Source organism: Pseudundibacterium arcticum, from assembly GCF_042646465.1.
Lineage (GTDB): Bacteria > Pseudomonadota > Gammaproteobacteria > Burkholderiales > Burkholderiaceae_D > Undibacterium_A > Undibacterium_A arcticum.
This window is the reverse complement of sequence record NZ_JBHRTP010000016.1, coordinates 24,506-42,644: the sequence shown is the minus strand read 5'-3', so window position 1 is coordinate 42,644 and position 18,139 is coordinate 24,506. Positions and strand designations below refer to the sequence as shown.

General features: G+C 57.4%; 14 protein-coding genes. 11 read left to right on the top strand and 3 right to left on the bottom strand.

From position 1 onward, the window contains the following. Nucleotides 1–3: 3 nt before the first annotated feature. Nucleotides 4–2,937 carry an excinuclease ABC subunit UvrA gene (uvrA, locus tag ACFOFO_RS05965; RefSeq protein WP_390331119.1) on the bottom strand — a complete coding sequence of 978 codons (2,934 nt, stop codon included), beginning with the start codon at nt 2,935–2,937 and terminating at the stop codon, nt 4–6. Nucleotides 2,938–3,388: 451 nt separating this feature from the next. Further along, the gene (locus ACFOFO_RS05960) at nt 3,389–4,153 is read right to left on the bottom strand and encodes a GntR family transcriptional regulator (protein WP_390331118.1); all 765 of its coding nucleotides are present in this window, start codon (nt 4,151–4,153) and stop codon (nt 3,389–3,391) included. A 443-nt stretch (nt 4,154–4,596) separates the two neighbouring features. On the opposite strand from ACFOFO_RS05960, the gene ACFOFO_RS05955 reads away from it, so the two are divergent. Continuing rightward, complete coding sequence (locus ACFOFO_RS05955) at nt 4,597–5,922, top strand: CynX/NimT family MFS transporter (RefSeq protein ID WP_390327367.1); 1,326 nt, start codon at nt 4,597–4,599, stop codon at nt 5,920–5,922. Between the two features lie 150 nt (nt 5,923–6,072). On the opposite strand, the gene ACFOFO_RS05950 is transcribed toward ACFOFO_RS05955, so the two are convergent. Continuing rightward, nucleotides 6,073–6,822, bottom strand: coding sequence for a GntR family transcriptional regulator (locus ACFOFO_RS05950; RefSeq protein ID WP_390331116.1), 750 nt, complete (start codon nt 6,820–6,822; stop codon nt 6,073–6,075). Between the two features lie 168 nt (nt 6,823–6,990). On the opposite strand from ACFOFO_RS05950, the gene ACFOFO_RS05945 reads away from it, so the two are divergent. From ACFOFO_RS05945 to ACFOFO_RS05900, 10 genes are all read left to right on the top strand, one after another. Further along, nucleotides 6,991–8,211, top strand: a complete 1,221-nt coding sequence (locus tag ACFOFO_RS05945) for a pyridoxal-phosphate-dependent aminotransferase family protein (RefSeq protein WP_390331115.1) — start codon at nt 6,991–6,993, stop codon at nt 8,209–8,211. Nucleotides 8,212–8,377: 166 nt separating this feature from the next. Continuing rightward, on the top strand, nt 8,378–9,697 hold the full coding sequence (locus ACFOFO_RS05940) for an MFS transporter (RefSeq protein ID WP_390331113.1): 1,320 nt from the start codon (nt 8,378–8,380) through the stop codon (nt 9,695–9,697). 95 nt (nt 9,698–9,792) lie between these two features. Further along, a complete protein-coding gene (locus ACFOFO_RS05935) occupies nt 9,793–11,298 on the top strand; it encodes an amidase family protein (RefSeq protein WP_390327365.1) in 1,506 nt (501 codons plus the stop codon). A gap of 106 nt (nt 11,299–11,404) precedes the next feature. Then, nucleotides 11,405–12,850: an MFS transporter gene (locus tag ACFOFO_RS05930; protein WP_390327364.1), complete on the top strand. Its 1,446-nt coding sequence runs from the start codon at nt 11,405–11,407 to the stop codon at nt 12,848–12,850. Between the two features lie 7 nt (nt 12,851–12,857). Further along, nucleotides 12,858–13,538 (top strand): aspartate/glutamate racemase family protein, encoded by a 681-nt coding sequence (locus ACFOFO_RS05925; protein ID WP_390331111.1) that lies wholly within the window; start codon nt 12,858–12,860, stop codon nt 13,536–13,538. A gap of 41 nt (nt 13,539–13,579) precedes the next feature. Beyond that, entirely contained in the window at nt 13,580–14,347 is a 768-nt protein-coding gene (locus ACFOFO_RS05920) for a fumarylacetoacetate hydrolase family protein (RefSeq protein WP_390327360.1), read from the top strand. Between the two features lie 308 nt (nt 14,348–14,655). After that, the gene (locus ACFOFO_RS05915; protein WP_390331109.1) at nt 14,656–15,657 is read left to right on the top strand and encodes a porin; all 1,002 of its coding nucleotides are present in this window, start codon (nt 14,656–14,658) and stop codon (nt 15,655–15,657) included. Between the two features lie 287 nt (nt 15,658–15,944). Further along, nucleotides 15,945–16,127 carry a hypothetical protein gene (locus ACFOFO_RS05910; RefSeq protein WP_390331107.1) on the top strand — a complete coding sequence of 61 codons (183 nt, stop codon included), beginning with the start codon at nt 15,945–15,947 and terminating at the stop codon, nt 16,125–16,127. 293 nt (nt 16,128–16,420) lie between these two features. Continuing rightward, on the top strand, nt 16,421–16,903 hold the full coding sequence (gene ssb, locus ACFOFO_RS05905; RefSeq protein WP_390327354.1) for a single-stranded DNA-binding protein: 483 nt from the start codon (nt 16,421–16,423) through the stop codon (nt 16,901–16,903). Between the two features lie 353 nt (nt 16,904–17,256). After that, nucleotides 17,257–17,721, top strand: coding sequence for a ferritin-like domain-containing protein (locus ACFOFO_RS05900; protein WP_390327352.1), 465 nt, complete (start codon nt 17,257–17,259; stop codon nt 17,719–17,721). Nucleotides 17,722–18,139 lie beyond the last annotated feature (418 nt).

Below are 18,139 nucleotides of genomic sequence, written 5' to 3'. Positions count from 1 at the left end.
CCGCTATCGCTTCAGCAAGGGCTTCAACAACGGCTTCAGATATTTTCCGGTCACGCTTTCCGGATTTTTCGCGACCTGTTCCGGCGTCCCGGTGGCGATGATCAGCCCGCCGCCGGCGCCGCCTTCCGGCCCCAGATCGACCAGCCAGTCGGCGGTCTTGATCACGTCCAGGTTGTGTTCGATGATCACCACCGTATTGCCCTGGTCGCGCAGCCGGTGGATTACTTTCAACAATAAATCGATGTCGTGAAAATGCAGGCCGGTGGTCGGTTCGTCCAGGATGTACAGGGTGCGGCCGGTGTCGCGCTTCGACAGTTCCAGCGACAGCTTGACGCGTTGCGCCTCGCCGCCGGACAGCGTGGTCGCGCTCTGGCCGAGCCGGATGTAGCCGAGGCCGACATCGAGCAACGTTTGCAGCTTGCGCGCGATGACCGGCACCGGCTTGAAGAATACGTGCGCCTCCTCGACCGTCATGCCCAGCACTTCGGTGATGTTCTTGCCCTTGTAGTGCACTTCCAGCGTTTCGCGGTTGTAGCGCTTGCCGTGGCAGACGTCGCACGGCACATAGACGTCGGGCAGGAAGTGCATCTCGACCTTGATCACGCCATCGCCCTGGCAGGCCTCGCAGCGCCCGCCTTTGACGTTGAACGAGAAGCGGCCGGCCGAATAGCCGCGTTCCTTGGCGGTGGTCACGGTCGCGAACAGGTCGCGGATCGGTGTAAACAATCCGGTGTAGGTGGCTGGATTCGAGCGCGGTGTGCGCCCGATCGGCGCCTGGTCGACTGAGATCACCTTGTCGAAATGTTCGAGGCCGCTGATCGATTCATGCGCCGCCGGTTCCGCCTGCGAGCCGTACAGATGCCGTGCGGCGGCGTGATACAGCGTGTCGTTGACCAGCGTCGATTTGCCCGAGCCGGAGACGCCGGTGACGCAGGTCAGGAGGCCGACCGGCAAGTTCAGCGTGACGTTTTTCAGGTTGTTGCCGCTGGCGCCGCTGATCACGAACTGGCGCTCCGGATCGGCTGCGGTACGCTTGGCGGGCACCGCGATGGCCAGCGTGCCGTTCAGGTATTGCGCAGTCAGCGATTTGGTGCTTTTCAGGATGTCTTCCAGCGAGCCCTGTGCGATCACTTCGCCGCCATGCACGCCGGCGCCGATGCCCATGTCCACCACGAAATCGGCGGTACGGATCGCGTCCTCGTCATGCTCGACCACCAGCACGCTGTTGCCGATGTCGCGCAAATGCTTGAGCGTCGCGATCAGGCGGTCGTTGTCGCGCTGATGCAGGCCGATCGATGGCTCGTCCAGCACGTACATCACGCCGGTCAGGCCGGAGCCGATCTGCGACGCCAGCCGGATGCGCTGCGCCTCGCCGCCGGACAGCGTGTCGGCGCTGCGATCGAGCGACAGGTAATCGAGCCCGACATTGTTCAAGAAGTTCAGGCGCGAGATGATTTCCTTGACCACGCGGTCGGCAATTTCCTTCTTCGCGCCGGTCAGCGTCAGCTCGTCGAAAAAACTCAACGTGGCGCGCAGCGGCATCGCGGCCACTTCATAGATCGCGCGTTCCTGGGCGCCGTTGCCGACCTTGACGTAACGGGCTTCGATGCGCAGGCGGGCGCCGTGGCAGGACGGGCATTCTTTCTCGTTGATGAACTTGGCCAGTTCTTCCTTGACCGCCATCGAATCGGTCTCGCGGTAGCGCCGCTGCAGATTGTTGACCACGCCTTCAAACGCATGCTGGCGCACTTCGGTGCGGCCGCGCTCGTTGACGTAGGCGAATGGAATCGTTTGCTTGCCGGAGCCGTACAGCACCACTTGCTGCGACGCTTCCGGCAACTGCTCGAACGGCACATCGACGTCGAACTCATAAAACGCCGCCAGGCTGTTCAGCATCTGAAAATAGAACTGGTTGCGTCGGTCCCAGCCCTTGACCGAACCGGATGCGAGTGACAGATTGGGGAAGGCGACGATCCGCTTCGGATCGAAAAATTCGATGTGACCGAGGCCGTCGCATTCGGGACAGGCGCCCATCGGATTGTTGAACGAGAACAGCCGCGGCTCCAGTTCCTGCAGCGAGTAACCGCAGATCTGGCAGGCGAACTTGCTGGAATAGATATGCTCGTGACCGCCTTCCATTTCCATTGCGATCGCGCGGCCGCTGGCCAGGCGCAGCGCGGTCTCGAAACTCTCGGCCAGGCGCTGCTTGATGTCGGGATTGACCTTGACGCGATCGATCACGACGTCGATCGTGTGTTTCTCGGTCTTCTTCAGTTTCGGCAGATCGTCGACTTCATAGATCTTGGCCGCGTGGGTGCCGCTCTGCACCCGGAACCGGACAAAACCTTGCGCCTGCATCTGCTCGAACAGGTCGACGTGCTCGCCCTTGCGATTGGCCACGACCGGCGCCAGGATCATCAGCTTGGTCTCTGCCGGCAGCGCCAGCACCGCATCGACCATCTGCGACACCGACTGCGCCGCCAGCGCGTTTTCCGGGTGGTCCGGGCAGTAGGGCGTGCCAACGCGGGCGTACAGCAGACGCAGGTAATCGTGGATTTCGGTGACCGTGCCGACCGTCGAGCGCGGGTTGTGCGAGGTGGCTTTCTGCTCGATCGAGATCGCCGGCGACAGCCCTTCGATCAGATCGACGTCCGGCTTTTCCATCAGCTGCAGGAACTGGCGCGCATAGGCCGACAGCGATTCGACGTAACGGCGCTGGCCTTCTGCATACAGGGTGTCGAACGCCAGCGACGACTTGCCGGAACCGGACAGGCCGGTGATCACCACCAACTTGTTGCGCGGCAGGTCGAGGTTGATATTCTTCAAGTTGTGGGTGCGCGCGCCGCGAATGCGAATTTGATCTCGCTGCGCAGCCGCGGCTGCTGCCGCCGCCGCTGCAAGCTGCGCGGATTCCTGGCTCGACTTCGGTTTCTTCATGTACAACTTTCTGCGGTGAATTCGGTGACTTGGACGGCTTGAAATGCGGAGCAACCTAGTACTATAGCCGCTTTTGATAGCCACAGTAAATTGCATCGGCAAGCTGGTTTATTGGTAGCGAATCGGAGTCTTGCGAGCGGCGCGCTGGCACATAATCGCTGCCACGGCAATTGCGGGCATCGCTAGAGATCGTAGCGAGCGGGTCAAGGTTGAATCGAGCAACACGTCGCATCCAGTTACGGCGACGAATCTTGCAAAGCAGAGTCGAGATTGAGCCGACCCGAAGGATGCAGCAGTCATTCTGGAATTGCTTCGTAGCAACGCTGTTCAGCGCTTGGTCGCAATCGGGAAAAGACGATTGAATTGGCGGATGGGAAACATGTTGGCGATCAAGATCACTGCAGATACAGTTTCGGGCCAACGCGTTGATCCGTCGGGATTGCGCCCGTGGTTAAAAATTTTCCGTAAATACAGACGTGAGATCGGGCATCTCGGCATTTTTCGCCGCTACTATGACCCGGTTTTTCACCTCGTCCAGATGGGCGGTCATCAAGTCGACTGCTTCCTGTACTGATCTCGTTTTCAGTGCTTCGATAATCTGCTGATGTTCTTTGGGGGCACAACTGACAAACTCGGCCGGATCATAAAGCGCCTTGTATAACTCGGTCTTGGCTACCAGGCGTTTGATGAATGCCAGCAACTCCTCGCTATCGACCATCTGTGCCAACAGCACATGAAATTCGCCAGCCAGGTGAATAGAAGCGTCGCGCCTCAGCTGCTTGAACGCCAGCTCTTCGGCCTGGACATGCTGCTGCAATTGTTTTATCTGCTTCGGTGACAGCTGGCCGCACAGCATCGTTACAATCCCAGTTTCCACCACGCGTCTGGCGTAATACACCTGGCGCATATCCTCGGCCGATGGACAGGGCACGAACGCCCCTCGATTGTGCTTCAACACAAGTTTGCCTTCCACGCCCAGCCGGGCCAGCACTTTGCGTATCACACCGCGGCTGCAGCCGAATACTTCAGCCAGATTGCGTTCGCGCAACTGCATGTTCGGTCGCAGTTTGCCGCCCAGTAGCGCGCTGGAAATAGCAATGTAGACCCGTTCTTCGATGCCATGGTCGAGTGCTGTCCGTACCTCATCGAGGTCGTCGTCGTGGGGCGCAGCGGCGGTGCTGAGCGGCTCGGTGTTGCGAGAGGAAGGCGTTGCCATGGCTTGTTCTGAGTGAAATTCGGAGCTGGAATTGTACCTGCGCGTGGCACCAGATCGGGGACATCCGGTGCAGGATAGCAATCCAAATGGCCACGGCCGAGGATGATTATAATTTAGATGGTTAACCAAAATTATAAATTTGGTTTACCATCATCGGACTCCAGGGATTGAGAAGACGATATCCGGACTCATGCCGGGGACGGTTGCCGTCTATGTTGGCGTTCGATGTCGGCTTGGCCAAGCGGTTTCCCAATGGATCGACGCTGCTGAAGTCCTTGAATATCGGACTGGTGGCACTTGCATGGTTGTCGTGGTCAGTTTCGTCACCGGCGTGGCGATGGTTGAGCGGCGAGCGGCCGCTTAAGAAATGGGGAGTGCGATGAACAATTTATTGATCTGCAAGCTCCGTCCGCCTGAGTTGCGGGCGAATGGAGGCTTGATCGATGTACTGGTGCAAGACGGCCCTGCTCGCTGAGAAGTCGACGGACAGCGTGATGCTGGGCAACGTGTTCGACAGCCGCATCGGCGGTGGCGCAGAGCGTACCGATAAGACGTTCGACCTGCGTTTGCTGATGGTGCTGCTGGTTGTGGGGCTGAATCTGCGGCCCTTGCTGACCTCGATCAGTCCGTTGTTGTCCGACATCAAGGCCGCAACCGGGATGAGCTTCGAGGTCGCTTCGATGCTCACGGTCCTTCCCGTGCTGGCGATGGGGATTGTCGCGTTGGCCGGAGCCAGGATCAACCGCTTGATCGGCGACAGGCACGGCATTGCGCTGGGTCTGCTGGCAATAGGCATGGCTTGCGCCGGTCGATTTTTTGTCGATAGCACGGTTCCGATGATCTTGAGCGCAGGATTGGCCGGCACCGGCGTGGCGCTGATACAAGCGTTGATGCCTGGCGTGATCAAGCACCATTACCCGACGCGAATTCCGGTGACGATGGGCCTATATTCCGCCGCCATCATGGGTGGTGGTGGGCTGGGGGCGGTGCTGAGTCCATCGAGTGCGCAGTGGTTTCACGATTGGCACGCCGGCCTGGGAATCTGGGCCTTGCCGGCAGTCTTCGCGTTGCTGCTGTGGATGATGGTGCGCAATCCGATGCCATCGTCGACCGACGATGCTCCTGCTGTTGCGCGTTTTTTGCATAAAAATAAGCGAGCGTGGTTGCTGGGTATTTACTTCGGTTTGATCAACGGCGGCTATACCAGCATGGTTGCATGGCTGCCGGCGTTTTACATGCAGCGCGGCATGACTAACCAGCAAAGCGGCTCGTTGCTCGGCTTGATGACCGCGATGCAAGTCGCCGCCGCCGTATTGTTGCCCACGCTGGCAAGGCGCGGCGTGGATCGTCGTCCATGGCTTGCGTTCGGCTTGCTCGCGCAATTGATAGGCTTTATGGGCTTGATTGCCGGTTCGGAACAGCTGGCAGTGCTCTCGGTTTCCGTACTGGGGTTCGGACTGGGTGGAACGTTTTCGCTGTGCTTGATCCTGGCGCTGGACCACCTTCAAAATCCGAGGAGCGCCGGAGAGTTAACCGCCTTCATGCAAGGCATCGGTTTCATCATTGCGGCTCTTGCGCCTTTTCTGACCGGTTGGATTCGCGATATGACCGGCAGCTTTTTGTTTGCATGGCAGATGCTCGCTTGCACGGTGTTTGTGTTGCTGGGCGTTACAGCTTTTTTTAAGCCACAAGGCTATGCGCGAGCGATGGGGTATGGTCCCAGCGATGGCCTGCCCATTTCCCCAACTGCCCTGACTAGCCAGGGCTGACTTTCATTGCGAAAAATTAACCCGGTACCGCACGTCAATTAATTGGTGACAACGGTTTTTATGAATGGACGACGCGGGCTGCTGCTTCTGAATCATGAGTTCATTCGACAACGCAAAAATCCATCGGTCTCGATGGAAATTGCGTAAGTCCTAAAGGGATAAATCTGCGCGGTCGGATGGTTCTGTTTGGTTCGAAGCGACTGAATCAGCACGCTGAATTTGCAGCACCGCATCACGCTTGTCCAGCAAGTGCTGGCGCAGAATGGCCGCCAGCTTTTTGCCATCGCGCGATTCAAGGGCTTTGATCATCTCGTCGTGATCGTGGATCGCACTGTCCCATTTCTGCGTCTGGAAATTTGACCTGAACCGGAGCGCTTGAAGTCGCCGGTTCACTAGCACATACATCTGGCGCAGCGCCGAATTGCGAGCAGCTTGATTGATGCGGTCGTGAATTTCATGATTGCGTGCGTAGTAACCAGGCAAATCGTTCTGAACGCGGCACGCCAGCATGTTGTAGTGAATCGCCTTGATCTCAGCCAATTCGGCCGGCGTGATGCGTTCGCACGCCAACTCCCCCGAGAAAGCTTCAAGGCCGCCCATCAATTCGAATGTCTCCCAAATTTCGGATTCGGTCATGCGGGAAACCGTTGCGCCGCGATTCGGCGAAATCTCGATTAGCCCTTCGGCGGCCAATACCTTCAATGCTTCACGTAACGGGGTGCGCGAAACGCCGAGCATCTCGCATAACTCGCGTTCATTGAGCTTCATGCCCGGCGCCAAAGCGCCTTCAATAATAAATTGCCGCAGGTGGTCGACGACAGCATCGTGCAGACGTGGCCGTTCGACCTTCGGCAGTGAAGACGCGGAAGTTTTGTTGCCCTGAAATTCTGAATTTTGCATACTAAAAACCACAATTGTCATTCAAGTTGCATTCTAACCCATTCGTTCAAACAAAGAAATTTGCCTGGCGAGCAATGGCAGTGGGGACAAATATCTTCTTGCAATTTCATCACCCTGCAAATAATATGTATTTTGTATTCAAAATTCAAAATTCAAAAGGAGTCATGAATGTTGAAACTTAACTTCCATCCGGCAGGGCGTCATTTTTTGCAAATTCCCGGACCTAGCCCGGTGCCGGATCGCATCCTGCGGGCCGTAAGCTATCCAACCATCGATCACCGTGGCCCCGAATTCGGGGCGCTAGGACTCAAGGTACTGGCGGGCATCAAGAGCATTTTCAAGACAGAACATCCGGTTATCATCTATCCCGCATCCGGGACCGGTGCCTGGGAGGCAGCACTGTCGAATACGCTGAGTCCTGGCGATACCGTGTTGATGTTCGAAACCGGCCACTTCGCAACGCTCTGGAAGAAAATGGCTGAGAGCCTTGGCGTCAAACCGGAGTTCCTCGGGCTGCCCGGCATCGAAGGCTGGCGCCGTGGGGTCCAGGCCGACATGATCGAAGCGCGCCTGCGTGCCGATGCACGGCACGTCATCAAGGCGGTTTGTGTCGTGCACAACGAGACGTCGACCGGTGTCACCTCGAACATCGCCGCAGTGCGCAAGGCTATCGATGCGGCCGGACATCCGGCGCTGCTGCTCGTCGACACCATTTCTGGTCTGGCATCGGCCGACTATCAGCATGATGCGTGGGGCGTGGACGTGACCGTTTCTGGTTCCCAGAAGGGGCTGATGTTGCCGCCTGGCCTCAGCTTTAATGCGCTCTCGGCCAAAGCCATCGAAGCCAGCAAGACCGCCAAGTTGCCACGCAGTTTCTGGGACTGGACGGAAATCATCGAGATGAACAAGGCCGGCTACTGGCCGTACACGCCCAGCACCAATCTGCTTTACGGTCTCTCGGAGGCGCTCGACATGATCCTCGACGAGGGCCTGGAAAATGTGTTCTTGCGCCATCAACGGCTGGCAGAAGCATGCCGCCGTGCCGTGCGCGCCTGGGGCCTGGAGATCCAGTGCGCCGATTCCACCGTCTACAGTCCGGTGCTCACCGGCGTGATGATGCCGGACGGTATCGATGCAGATGCGGTGCGCAAGAAAATCTACGAACGCTTCAACATGTCGCTTGGTGCAGGACTCGGCAAGATGAAAGGCCGCATGTTCCGCATCGGCCATCTGGGCGACTGCAACGATCTGATGTTGATGGCGACCCTGACGGGCTGCGAGATGGGATTGAAGCTTTCTGGCGTACCGGTCGCGGCCAGCGGAGTTTCAGCAGCCATGGATTATCTCGCGTCCCATACCATCCCATTGGCAGTCAAGGCTGCTGCCTGACCCGGCATGGTGCGCCTCAAGTTGATTTCCAGTCCAGCAATGTGGAGGCATTGCGCCGGGACTGGCCTTCAGCAGCAGGCGCGCTGTGAGCATCACACCAGACTGAGCGCAACAGCATCCACATAGCGCTATTGCGCACCTAAATAAATATTATAAGGGAGACACCTTGGAAACTACTGTTGAAACTGGAGCGGCAGGAACAGCGGGTGCGGTCAGGAGTCACGAAGAGGCGGTATATAGCAAGGTTACCTGGCGGATCGTGCCTTTTCTGATGGTTTGCTTTTTGGTTGCCTATCTTGACCGTGTCAACGTCGGTTTCGCGAAGCTGCAGATGGCCCATGACCTGGGTTTCAGCGAAACCATTTATGGCTTGGGCGCCGGGGTTTTTTTCATCGGCTACTTCCTGTTCGAAGTGCCAAGCAATCTGTGCCTCCACCGATTCGGCGCGAGGATGTGGATCGGCCGCATCATGATCACCTGGGGGCTGCTGTCGGCCGGCTTTGCCTTCATCTCAACCCCCAATGAGTTCTATGTTCTGCGGTTCTTGCTGGGCTTGGCAGAAGCCGGGTTTACGCCGGGTATCGTGTACTACCTGTCGACCTGGTATCCATCGCACCGGCGCGCCAAGATCACGGCGATCTACTGCATGGGCTCGCCGCTGTCCGGCATCATCGGCAACCCCTTGTCCGGTTTGCTGATGGGCGGCATGGCCGGTGTGTCAGGTTGGCACGGATGGCAATGGATGTTCATGCTCGAAGCCATTCCGGCGGTGATACTGGGCATCATGTGTTTCTTTTACCTGGATGATACGATCGGCAAGGCCAAGTGGCTCATCAGCAGTGAGAAACGCATACTGGAAAAGGCCAAGGAAGAAGAAAACAAATTGACCGTTCCGGATGCCCGGGTCGGCAAGATTTTCACTGATCCGCGCGCCTGGCTCATCAGTTTGATCTGTTTCTGCTATGTCACCGGTCAGTACGGCATCACGTTGTGGCTGCCGACCTTCATCAAGTCGACCGGGGTTAGCGATCCCTTGCATATCGGACTGTTGAGCGCGATTCCTTATATCTGTGCCATTTTCACCATGTTCTTCTTCGCCCGCAGCGCGGACAAACACTGTGAACGGCGCTGGCATCTGATCGTTCCCTGCATGATGGGTGCGACTGGCTTCCTGGCACTGCCCTATGTCACGCACAGCACCACGCTGTCACTTGTGTTCCTGTCGATTGCGGCTTCCGGCATCCTGACCTGCACTCCGCTGTTCTGGTCTCTGCCAACTGCCATGTGGAGCGGAGCGGGATTGGCCACGGCGATTGCGATGAGCAATTCGATTGGTAACCTGTCCGGCTTCACCAGTGGTTTCGTGGTCGGCTACCTCCGGGATATGACCCAGAGCAGCAATGCCGCCTTTTACATGATCGCGGCAATGCTGACGATCGGTGCGTTCGCCATCTGGACCATACCTGCAAAACTGGTCAATCGATAACACGCTGGCGAGGCGTCACGGCATCGCCTGTAGCGTTGCATGATCTGCAACGCTACAGGCTCCAAAGTCTTGAATAGCGCGCAGGGAAAGAATTTATGAAAACAGCACTCAAATCGCAGACGCAGTTTGATATAGAAGAAGCGACCATCGCCGGCGTCCGCGCCGCGATACGCAACGACACGCTGACGGTGCGCCAACTGGTCCAAGAATACCTCGATCGGATTGCGGCCTATGACCGGCACGGACCCCGCATCAACAGCATCATCCGGCTCAATCCGGAAGCGCTGGCAGACGCAGATCGTATCGATGCGGTGGCTGCGGCGTCGTCACGGCAGAAGATAGGGCCACTGTGTGGCGTGCCGGTACTGGTCAAGGACAATATCGAAACCAAGGGGCTTGCTACCACCGCCGGCTCGCCATTGCTGAAAGACAATGTGCCTCAGGACGATGCCTTCATCGTCAAGAAGTTGCGTGAGGCAGGCGCCATTATCCTGGCGAAGACCAATCTGCATGAGTTGGCCTCCGGCGGCGAAACCGTCAGCACGCTAATCGGCCAGACGCTGAATCCCTATGACCTGAGTCGCACGCCTGGCGGGTCCAGCGGCGGAACCGCGGCCGGCATCGCCGCAAATTTAGGCCTGCTCGGCATCGGTAGTGACGGCGTCAACTCGATACGTTCACCGGCCTCGGCAAACAACCTCGTGGGCCTGCGTCCGACGATGGGGCTAATCAGCCGCACCGGCCTGATTCCATGCGGCTTGACACACGACACCATCGGTCCGATCACACGAACAGTAACCGATACCGCCATCCTGCTGGATGTCATAGCGGGATATGACCGCGAAGATCCGTCCACCCATGAGGCCAGCGCCCACATTCCACCAACCTATACCTCGTTTCTCGACAGAGACGGGATGAAGGGGGCGCGTATCGGTATCCTGACGCATTTCTTCGGACACAAGCCGCAACATCAGCCCGTCAATTCCGTCATGCAGAAAGCGCTTGCCATCCTTGAACAGCAGGGTGCGGCGCTGGTCGCCATCGATGATCCAATCAACCCCGATGAACTGCTGACTTCAACGCTGGTGCACCACTATGAGATGGCGCAGGATCTCGATGCCTATCTGGCAAAGTTGCCGCCCAATATCATGGTGCGTTCGCTGGCGGACATCGCCGCATCAGGTCTGGTGCACCCCAGCGTCGCGGGCACGCTCAGCACGGCAATGGAGCTAGGCGCTAAAAAAATCATATACCGCGAACGCCTGCAGCGACAAGCGGCGTTACGGCACCGGCTGCTGGACTTGATGGCAAGGCACCGGATCGACGCGCTGGCGTTTCCCCATCAACGCCGCTTGGTTGTTCCGATCGGGGAGACGCAATCTGAACGCAACGGTGTACTCGCATCTGCCACCGGTTTCCCATCCATTGCGGTCCCGGCAGGCTTTTCCGCGCCAGGCCCGGATGCGCCGCTGGGCGTTCCAGTAGGAATCGAATTTCTTGGCCGACCCTTTTCCGAAGCTGTCCTCATCAGACTTGCCTATGCGGCAGAGCAAGCCATTCAGGCTCGCATGGCCCCTCATACAACGCCAGCATTGGGGTGAACGACGCAAAGAGAACCTTCGCAACTGAGCTTAAAACACCAAACGATCCCGGTGGCACATAGTCCGAGGCACACCTCGGCGAACCCCAAACTTGCAGGAGACAACCATGGGTGCAGAAGTAGCGGTTCAGACGTCGAATTCCCCGCAACAGCATGAACTTGATCGGGCGATGGACGATATCGGTGTAACGTCTTCGCATAAAAAAATCATCTTCATGATCATGCTGGGCGTGATGTTCGACGTATTCGAACAGAACGCCGTAGGATTGATCGGACCCATGTTGCGCGAGCAATGGGGCATTTCGGTCACACAGGTAGGCTTTCTCAACACCCTGACCTTCAGTGCCGCCGCGCTCGGGCGCATCGGTTCGGGCTATATCGCCGACCGATACGGTCGGCGCACGATGCTGAGTGCCAACCTGCTGCTGTTCACGCTGGGCGCGATCATTTGTGCACTCGCACCGAACTACACGGTACTGGCGGCGGGCCGGTTTATTGTCGGCATGGGCCTTGGTGGAGAGATTTCCATTGCCGTGACGATGCTGGCCGAGCTGTGCTCGACCCGTTTTCGCGGTACCGCGGTGGGCCTGGTCAGCGTGGGCAGCGGCGGGCTTGGCAATATGCTCGCGCCGGCGTTCGGCTTGGCTGTATTCGCGATGTTCCCGGGGCCGGACAGCTGGCGCTGGCTGTTCGGCTGCCTGGTCGTGCCCGCTTTCTTCGTGGTGTTCTACCGGCGTTTTATTCCGGAGACTCCGCGTTTTCTGTTATCGAAAGGCCGGGTCGACGAAGCTAATCGCGTATTGTCGATCCTGGCTTCGGGGCGGCTGGGCAAACTGGAGGGTCAACCAAAGGCCTATATCAAGAGGTGGGTGCAAGACGATACTTCGCACCAGAAAGTGCGTCTGCGCGAGGTATTCTCGGGACAGCTAAGACGCCGCACGATCGCCCTTGGGATTGCGGTTTCGATGACCTACGGCGCCCAGATTTCAGTGCTGACGCTGATGCCCACCATCTTGATCGCCCAGGGCTACACCATCTCGAAGAGCCTGATTTTCACGATGGTAATGCAAAGCGGCAGCCTGTTTGGTGCGCTGGCAGCTTCTTATTGCGGCTATCACATCCGACGCAAGCGCGTGCTGACCATTGGTGCGGGACTGGCCTGCACCGCCGGTTTGTGCTTCGCTTTTCTCACCTTTAACGTCGCGCTGGTGCTGTTGTTCGGGGCCGCCTTCACGTTTTGCGTGGTACTCCTCAATACCTCGATCTGGATTTTCGCCCCGGAGCAATATCCGACCCGTGTGCGCGCCTTCGGCACGTCAATGATCTTGGCACTCGGCACGCTGGCAGGCGCATTGACGCCGTTGGTCAGTGGCCGGGTGTTCCAGTCCTACGGGGTCGGCGGCATGTTTACCATGCTGGCGGGGATGTATGCGGTGTTTGCGCTGAGCGTGCAATTTGCACCGGAGACTTTTGGCCGCCCCATGGGTGAAACTGCGGACGATGAACGCACAGACGCCGCGGTGAGCAATGCCGTCGCTGCAAGACATGTTTGAGGGTTGCATGAAGCCCGTCTTGCTAATCAACCCAAACACATCCGTGCTCACCACACAGATGATGGCCGACATCGCTCGTGCTTGCCTGGCCAGCTGGCCGGGCGGCGCGCCGGCGCTCCGCGCTTTAACGATGCCGCATGGGGTGCCGATGATTGTCGAAGAAGCGGACTTACAGGCCGCTGCGCATGCGGTCGGTGAGCTGGCTTTGACCCACACGGAATTGGTGGCAGATGAGGTGTGTGGTGTCATCGTCGCGGCCTTTGGCGATCCCGGCGTGGCAGTGCTCAGGCAACGGCTGGCGGTGCCCGTCGTAGGTATCGGCGAAGCCGCAATGCGTGAGGCTGCGCAGCATGGGCGCCGGTTTGGCATTGCGACCACTACGTCATCCATGGCAGCCTCGATCGAGGCCGGCGTGCGGCGCCATGGGCTCGAGGCTGCTTTTTGCGGCGTGCGTTTCACGAGTGGCGACCCGCAGGCGCTTGGCCGGCAGCCGGCGGCGCTGCAAGCCGCGCTGGCTGATGCAGTGGCAGCGTGCATCGAGCTCGACCACGCGCAGGCCGTGGTGATCGGCGGCGGACCGCTCGGCCAGGCCGCACAAGCCTTAAGCACGCGCTTCGACATTCCCGTTATCGGTCCGGTGCCGGCAGCGTGTCGCAGCCTGTTGCACATGCTTGCCGGCATCGGTTGATTTACTGATTCCAACAAAGTCTTTGTACAGAATATCAAACCATGAATACATCAATGATTGCCACCGTGACAGAAGCACTGATCCGTGCAAGGCACGAGCATCGCACCACCGACGCGACTCACTATGCCGATGCGCTTAGCAATGCCGACGAGGCTTATGCCGTGCAATCCGCAGTGGCTCAATCGTTGGGCTGGCAGATGCCAAGCGCAGGGCGGTACTGGAAATCCGGCGGCCCATCGCGTGCAGCGGCGCTGACCCACGCGGCATTACCGCCAGCCGGCGTGTGGACCAGTCCGGCGCATGCCGGCAGTTGGCCATTCACGTGGCGTGGCATTGAGGCGGAGATTGCGTTGCGCCTTGCGCGCGATGTCGATGCCGCGCTGGCTGCCACGCTCGACGGCCCGGCTGCCACTGAGTTGATCGATGCCATGGCGGTCTCGATTGAAATTGTCGATTCCCGCTGGGACCAATCCATCGATGCGCCCGCGCTGCTGAAGCTGGCGGATCTGCAGTCACATGGCGCGCTGGTGCTTGGCGAATGGCAGGCCTTTAAGCCAAGGGATTGGGCGGCACAACGCTGCCAGGTGCAGATCGCCCAGGAGAGCACGGAACGCTGCGGCACGCATGCGCTCGGCGATCCCACTTTCTGTGTCGCCGCATGGTTGCGCCACGCCACGCGAGAAGGCCGGGTCGTCGAAGCTGGCAGCGTGGTGACCACTGGAACATGGGTCGGCATTCTCGACGCTGCTGCCGGCGATCTTGTGACTGTCGTTTTCGACGGCATCGGGCACGCGTCAGTCCAGCTCTAAGGGTGATCTCCAGTCTTCCAAGCTGAAGGCCAGCCATGCAGATTGCGGGTCAAGCCGATCCCGCGTCGCCGTTCAAATCGTCGTTCCCGTTGATGGCGTTCTAATCAACCGGAGCGCTCGGTTCTGATAGTCATATGGTCGACCTCCGGTCGCTTCAGGAAAGCACAGATAAAGCCAATAAAAATGTCATCGAAACTCGTTGACATGGTTCACCAATAACGTCGATCTCAATCACGTTCGACCGTAATGTTTGTTCACCCGGCAAGCTTGAGCGGATTCTCAAGCACAATAATTATCAAGGACGACAAATGAAAAAAACCCTGATCGCACTGGCTGTACTCGGTTCAATTGCCGGTGTAGCGCAAGCCCAATCGAATGTAACCATCTACGGCGTGGTTGACCTCGGCTTAGCACATGAGAACAACGGCAGCACCTCCCTGACCAGAATGGATGACGGCGGTTTGAACGGTAGCCGCCTGGGCTTTAAGGGCAGCGAAGACCTCGGTGGTGGCCTTTCCGCCATTTTTCAATTTGAAAACGGCTTTACTGCCGACACTGGCGCACAGGCAGATGCTGCAAAATTGTTTAACCGCCAATCTTTCATTGGCCTGACCGGCGGTTTCGGCACCGTCAAGTTTGGCCGGCAAAAGAACCCCCTCTACGCCAACGTGGAAACCTTCGATCCGTTTGGTGATTCTCTGGCTGGCGACTCAGCAAACTTGTTCGCCTTTAGCGGCAAACGCACCGACAACCTGATCTCCTACGGTTACGGCACTAATGGCTTCAGAGGGGAACTGCAATATGGTCTGGGTGAAGTTCCCGGCGACGCATCGGCCAGCCGTACTGTTGCAGGTTACATCGGCTACAGAAAAGGTCCGGTCGATGTTGTATTGACTCACCAGAATATCAAGAACGCCGCCGGCACCGACAGCACCAAGGTGACATTGCTTGGTGGTAATTATAATTTTGGCGTGGTGAAAGCATTTGCGACCTATTCATGGGAAAAAGGCGTTGTATTTGGCAGCGCCGCTACCACGCAACGCGACCAACGCGATGCACTGATTGGCTTGACCGCACCAGTCGGCGCAGCAGGCACTTTCTTGATTTCCTACATCCGCAAAACGGATAGGGCGATTACCAACGACAATTCTAGCCAGGCGGCTATCGGATACATCCACAACCTGTCCAAGCGTACTGCCCTGTATACCAGCTACGGCGAATTGCGCAACGATGGTGCGGCCAAAATCAAAGTTGCTGCTGCCGGCAACACGGACAAATTGTTCAATATCGGTATCCGTCACTTCTTCTAATCGCTCAACGCTCTAGGCGCGGCCTTCTACAATTTGAAGGTCGCGTAAAACGGCGCTTACGGGCGCTTTTGGTTCCGTCGCTATACATATCTGTCACGCGCGCTGCAATCTAGAGATGCGCGTGTCAGTCGGCAGACAGATCATGCGCGCAAGCTGAGCAATACCCCACGTACGATGTCCGCCTTAGCCTGATCATTACAGTGCGGCATGTATTTACATTCGACGCATGCCGTCACGCCGCGGAGGAGTTCGATGTGCCGGCAGACGTCGAGCCAATCTCGTGGCGCTTGCTGACCAATCGCACGACAGCATCCCTTGACGACATCATCGAATTGATCGACTGGTTCCGGCGCTGGAAGACCTTCAATATTTTGAAAAATGCTTGGCACATCAACTGTCAGGCATTGCATCGCGCATTTGATGCGCTGGGGGCGAACCGGCCTCGATCTGGACGCGGCATTGTTCTTTGATCCCGGTGAAATTTGGAGTACCTGCTGGCCGATGAAGACCCGACAACCTGCTCAGCCGTGTATGAATGGGTCTTGTGCCGTTCTTCATAGGTATAATTGCGGATTCGCACCAAGGGATTTTACGCAGCACAATTTGTTAAAGTTGTTATTGTAACAACGCCGTATTTCAGAAAAAAACAGTGGCAAATCATTGTGTTTTTTCTAAGTGCTTGATTTTATGTGGTTGTGAGTGACAGCAAGTATTGTCAAGTGACACAAAGAATTGGCGTTCGACAGAGAATCAGGAGAAAACCATGGCATCAGTCAACAAAGTCATCATCGTCGGCAACCTCGGCCGCGACCCCGAAATGCGCTATATGCCGAGCGGCGACGCGATGGCGACCATCGCAGTAGCAACCACCGATTCTTGGAAAGACAAGAATACCGGCGAGAAAAAAGAACAAACCGAGTGGCACCGCATCACCTTCTTCGGCAAGCTGGCCGAGATCGCCGGCCAGTACCTGAAAAAGGGCTCGCAGGTATACATCGAAGGCAGCCTGCGCACCCGTAAGTACACCGACAAGGATGGCGTCGAGAAATACGCAACCGACATCCGCGCCGACACCATGCAGATGCTGGGCGGCCGTCAGGGCATGGGCAGCGCGCCGATGGATGAGGGTTACAGCGCCCCGGCGCCGCGTCAGCAGGCATCGGCACCGGCACCAGCATCGGCACCGCGTCAGGCCGCCAAGCCGGCACCGAATTTTTCTGATATGGACGACGATATTCCGTTTTGATGCGGATAGAACTTTAGGTGTTATGTAACTGAGTTGTTTTATTTTGCAACTCATTGTTTTTTAAAGATTAAATAACATTACTCAACCTCCCATTTTCTGTAAAGAACTGGGAGGTTTTTTTCGTATATAAAAAATATGACAACGTAAAGATATGGGACGTCTATTTTCGTTGTCATCATAGTTGGGCAGCATACGCCTTGTTTTTTGTCGTTTTGACGTATAAAACAACTTAGGGTATCGCTAGCGCGAACGTACCTTTCTATTGTGCGTCTGCTCATACAACGCATTTGTTGCCAAGTCTTTAGCCCCAAGCCCTGCGCGATGGGGCCTTGCTTACGACGGAGGTGATTCACATGCCAGACATCGATAAGGACGAAGTGGTTGCCGTGTTGAATCGAATACTCGAAGCGGAATTGGCGGGGGTAATACGCTATACGCACTATTCCTTCCTCGTCTTCGGGTTTAGCCGAATTCCGATCGTGTCCTGGTTGCGCGCACAGGCCGACGAATCGCTGTTGCATGCACAGCAAGCCGGCGAGTGGATTACGACTCTCGGTGCGTATCCTTCCCTCGCCATCGGGCCCCTTTTAGACTCGCACAAACATGACATCATCGCCATGCTGATCGAGTCGTTGGAAGCGGAAGGCAAAGCACTGGCTCTCTACCGTGAGTTGTTAGAGCTGGTGCAAGCGCGTTTCATCGCGCTGGAGGAATTCGCACGGCAGATGATTCAGGCTGAAGAGATGCATGTAGCGGAAGTGGACAAGATGCTGAGAAAGCCGGGAGCGGTTGCGCCATTTTCACCGCGTTCCGGTTAATCGACGAGTGGCATACGTCAGTCCTCCTAGCTAGCCCAGCGCTCCACGCGGACTGCAACCGACGTGCCTTCGGCCGTCCCGGTGGGGCGGGTATTTCGGCCACACTAAGTGTTGAATTTCACTGTACATCGACCCTCCCTTTTCACGATTTCAGGACCCACGCATTATTGATCCGGCCCGAATTAAGTTTCAATAATTCGGGTCCATTTCTCACCCTCTCCCTTTGGGAGAGGGCTGGGGTGAGGGGATTCGGCACACTGTGTTTGTGGGCCAAATCTATAGCCACAGGAACCGCTCGCTTATGGCAGCAGCGTCGCAGAGTTCAATCTGAACCAACAAATATTGGCGCGCTATAGCTCAAGTCGGGGCGCAGTTCAACAATTTCGCAGCATCTTCTAAAATATGGATATGCAGCAGG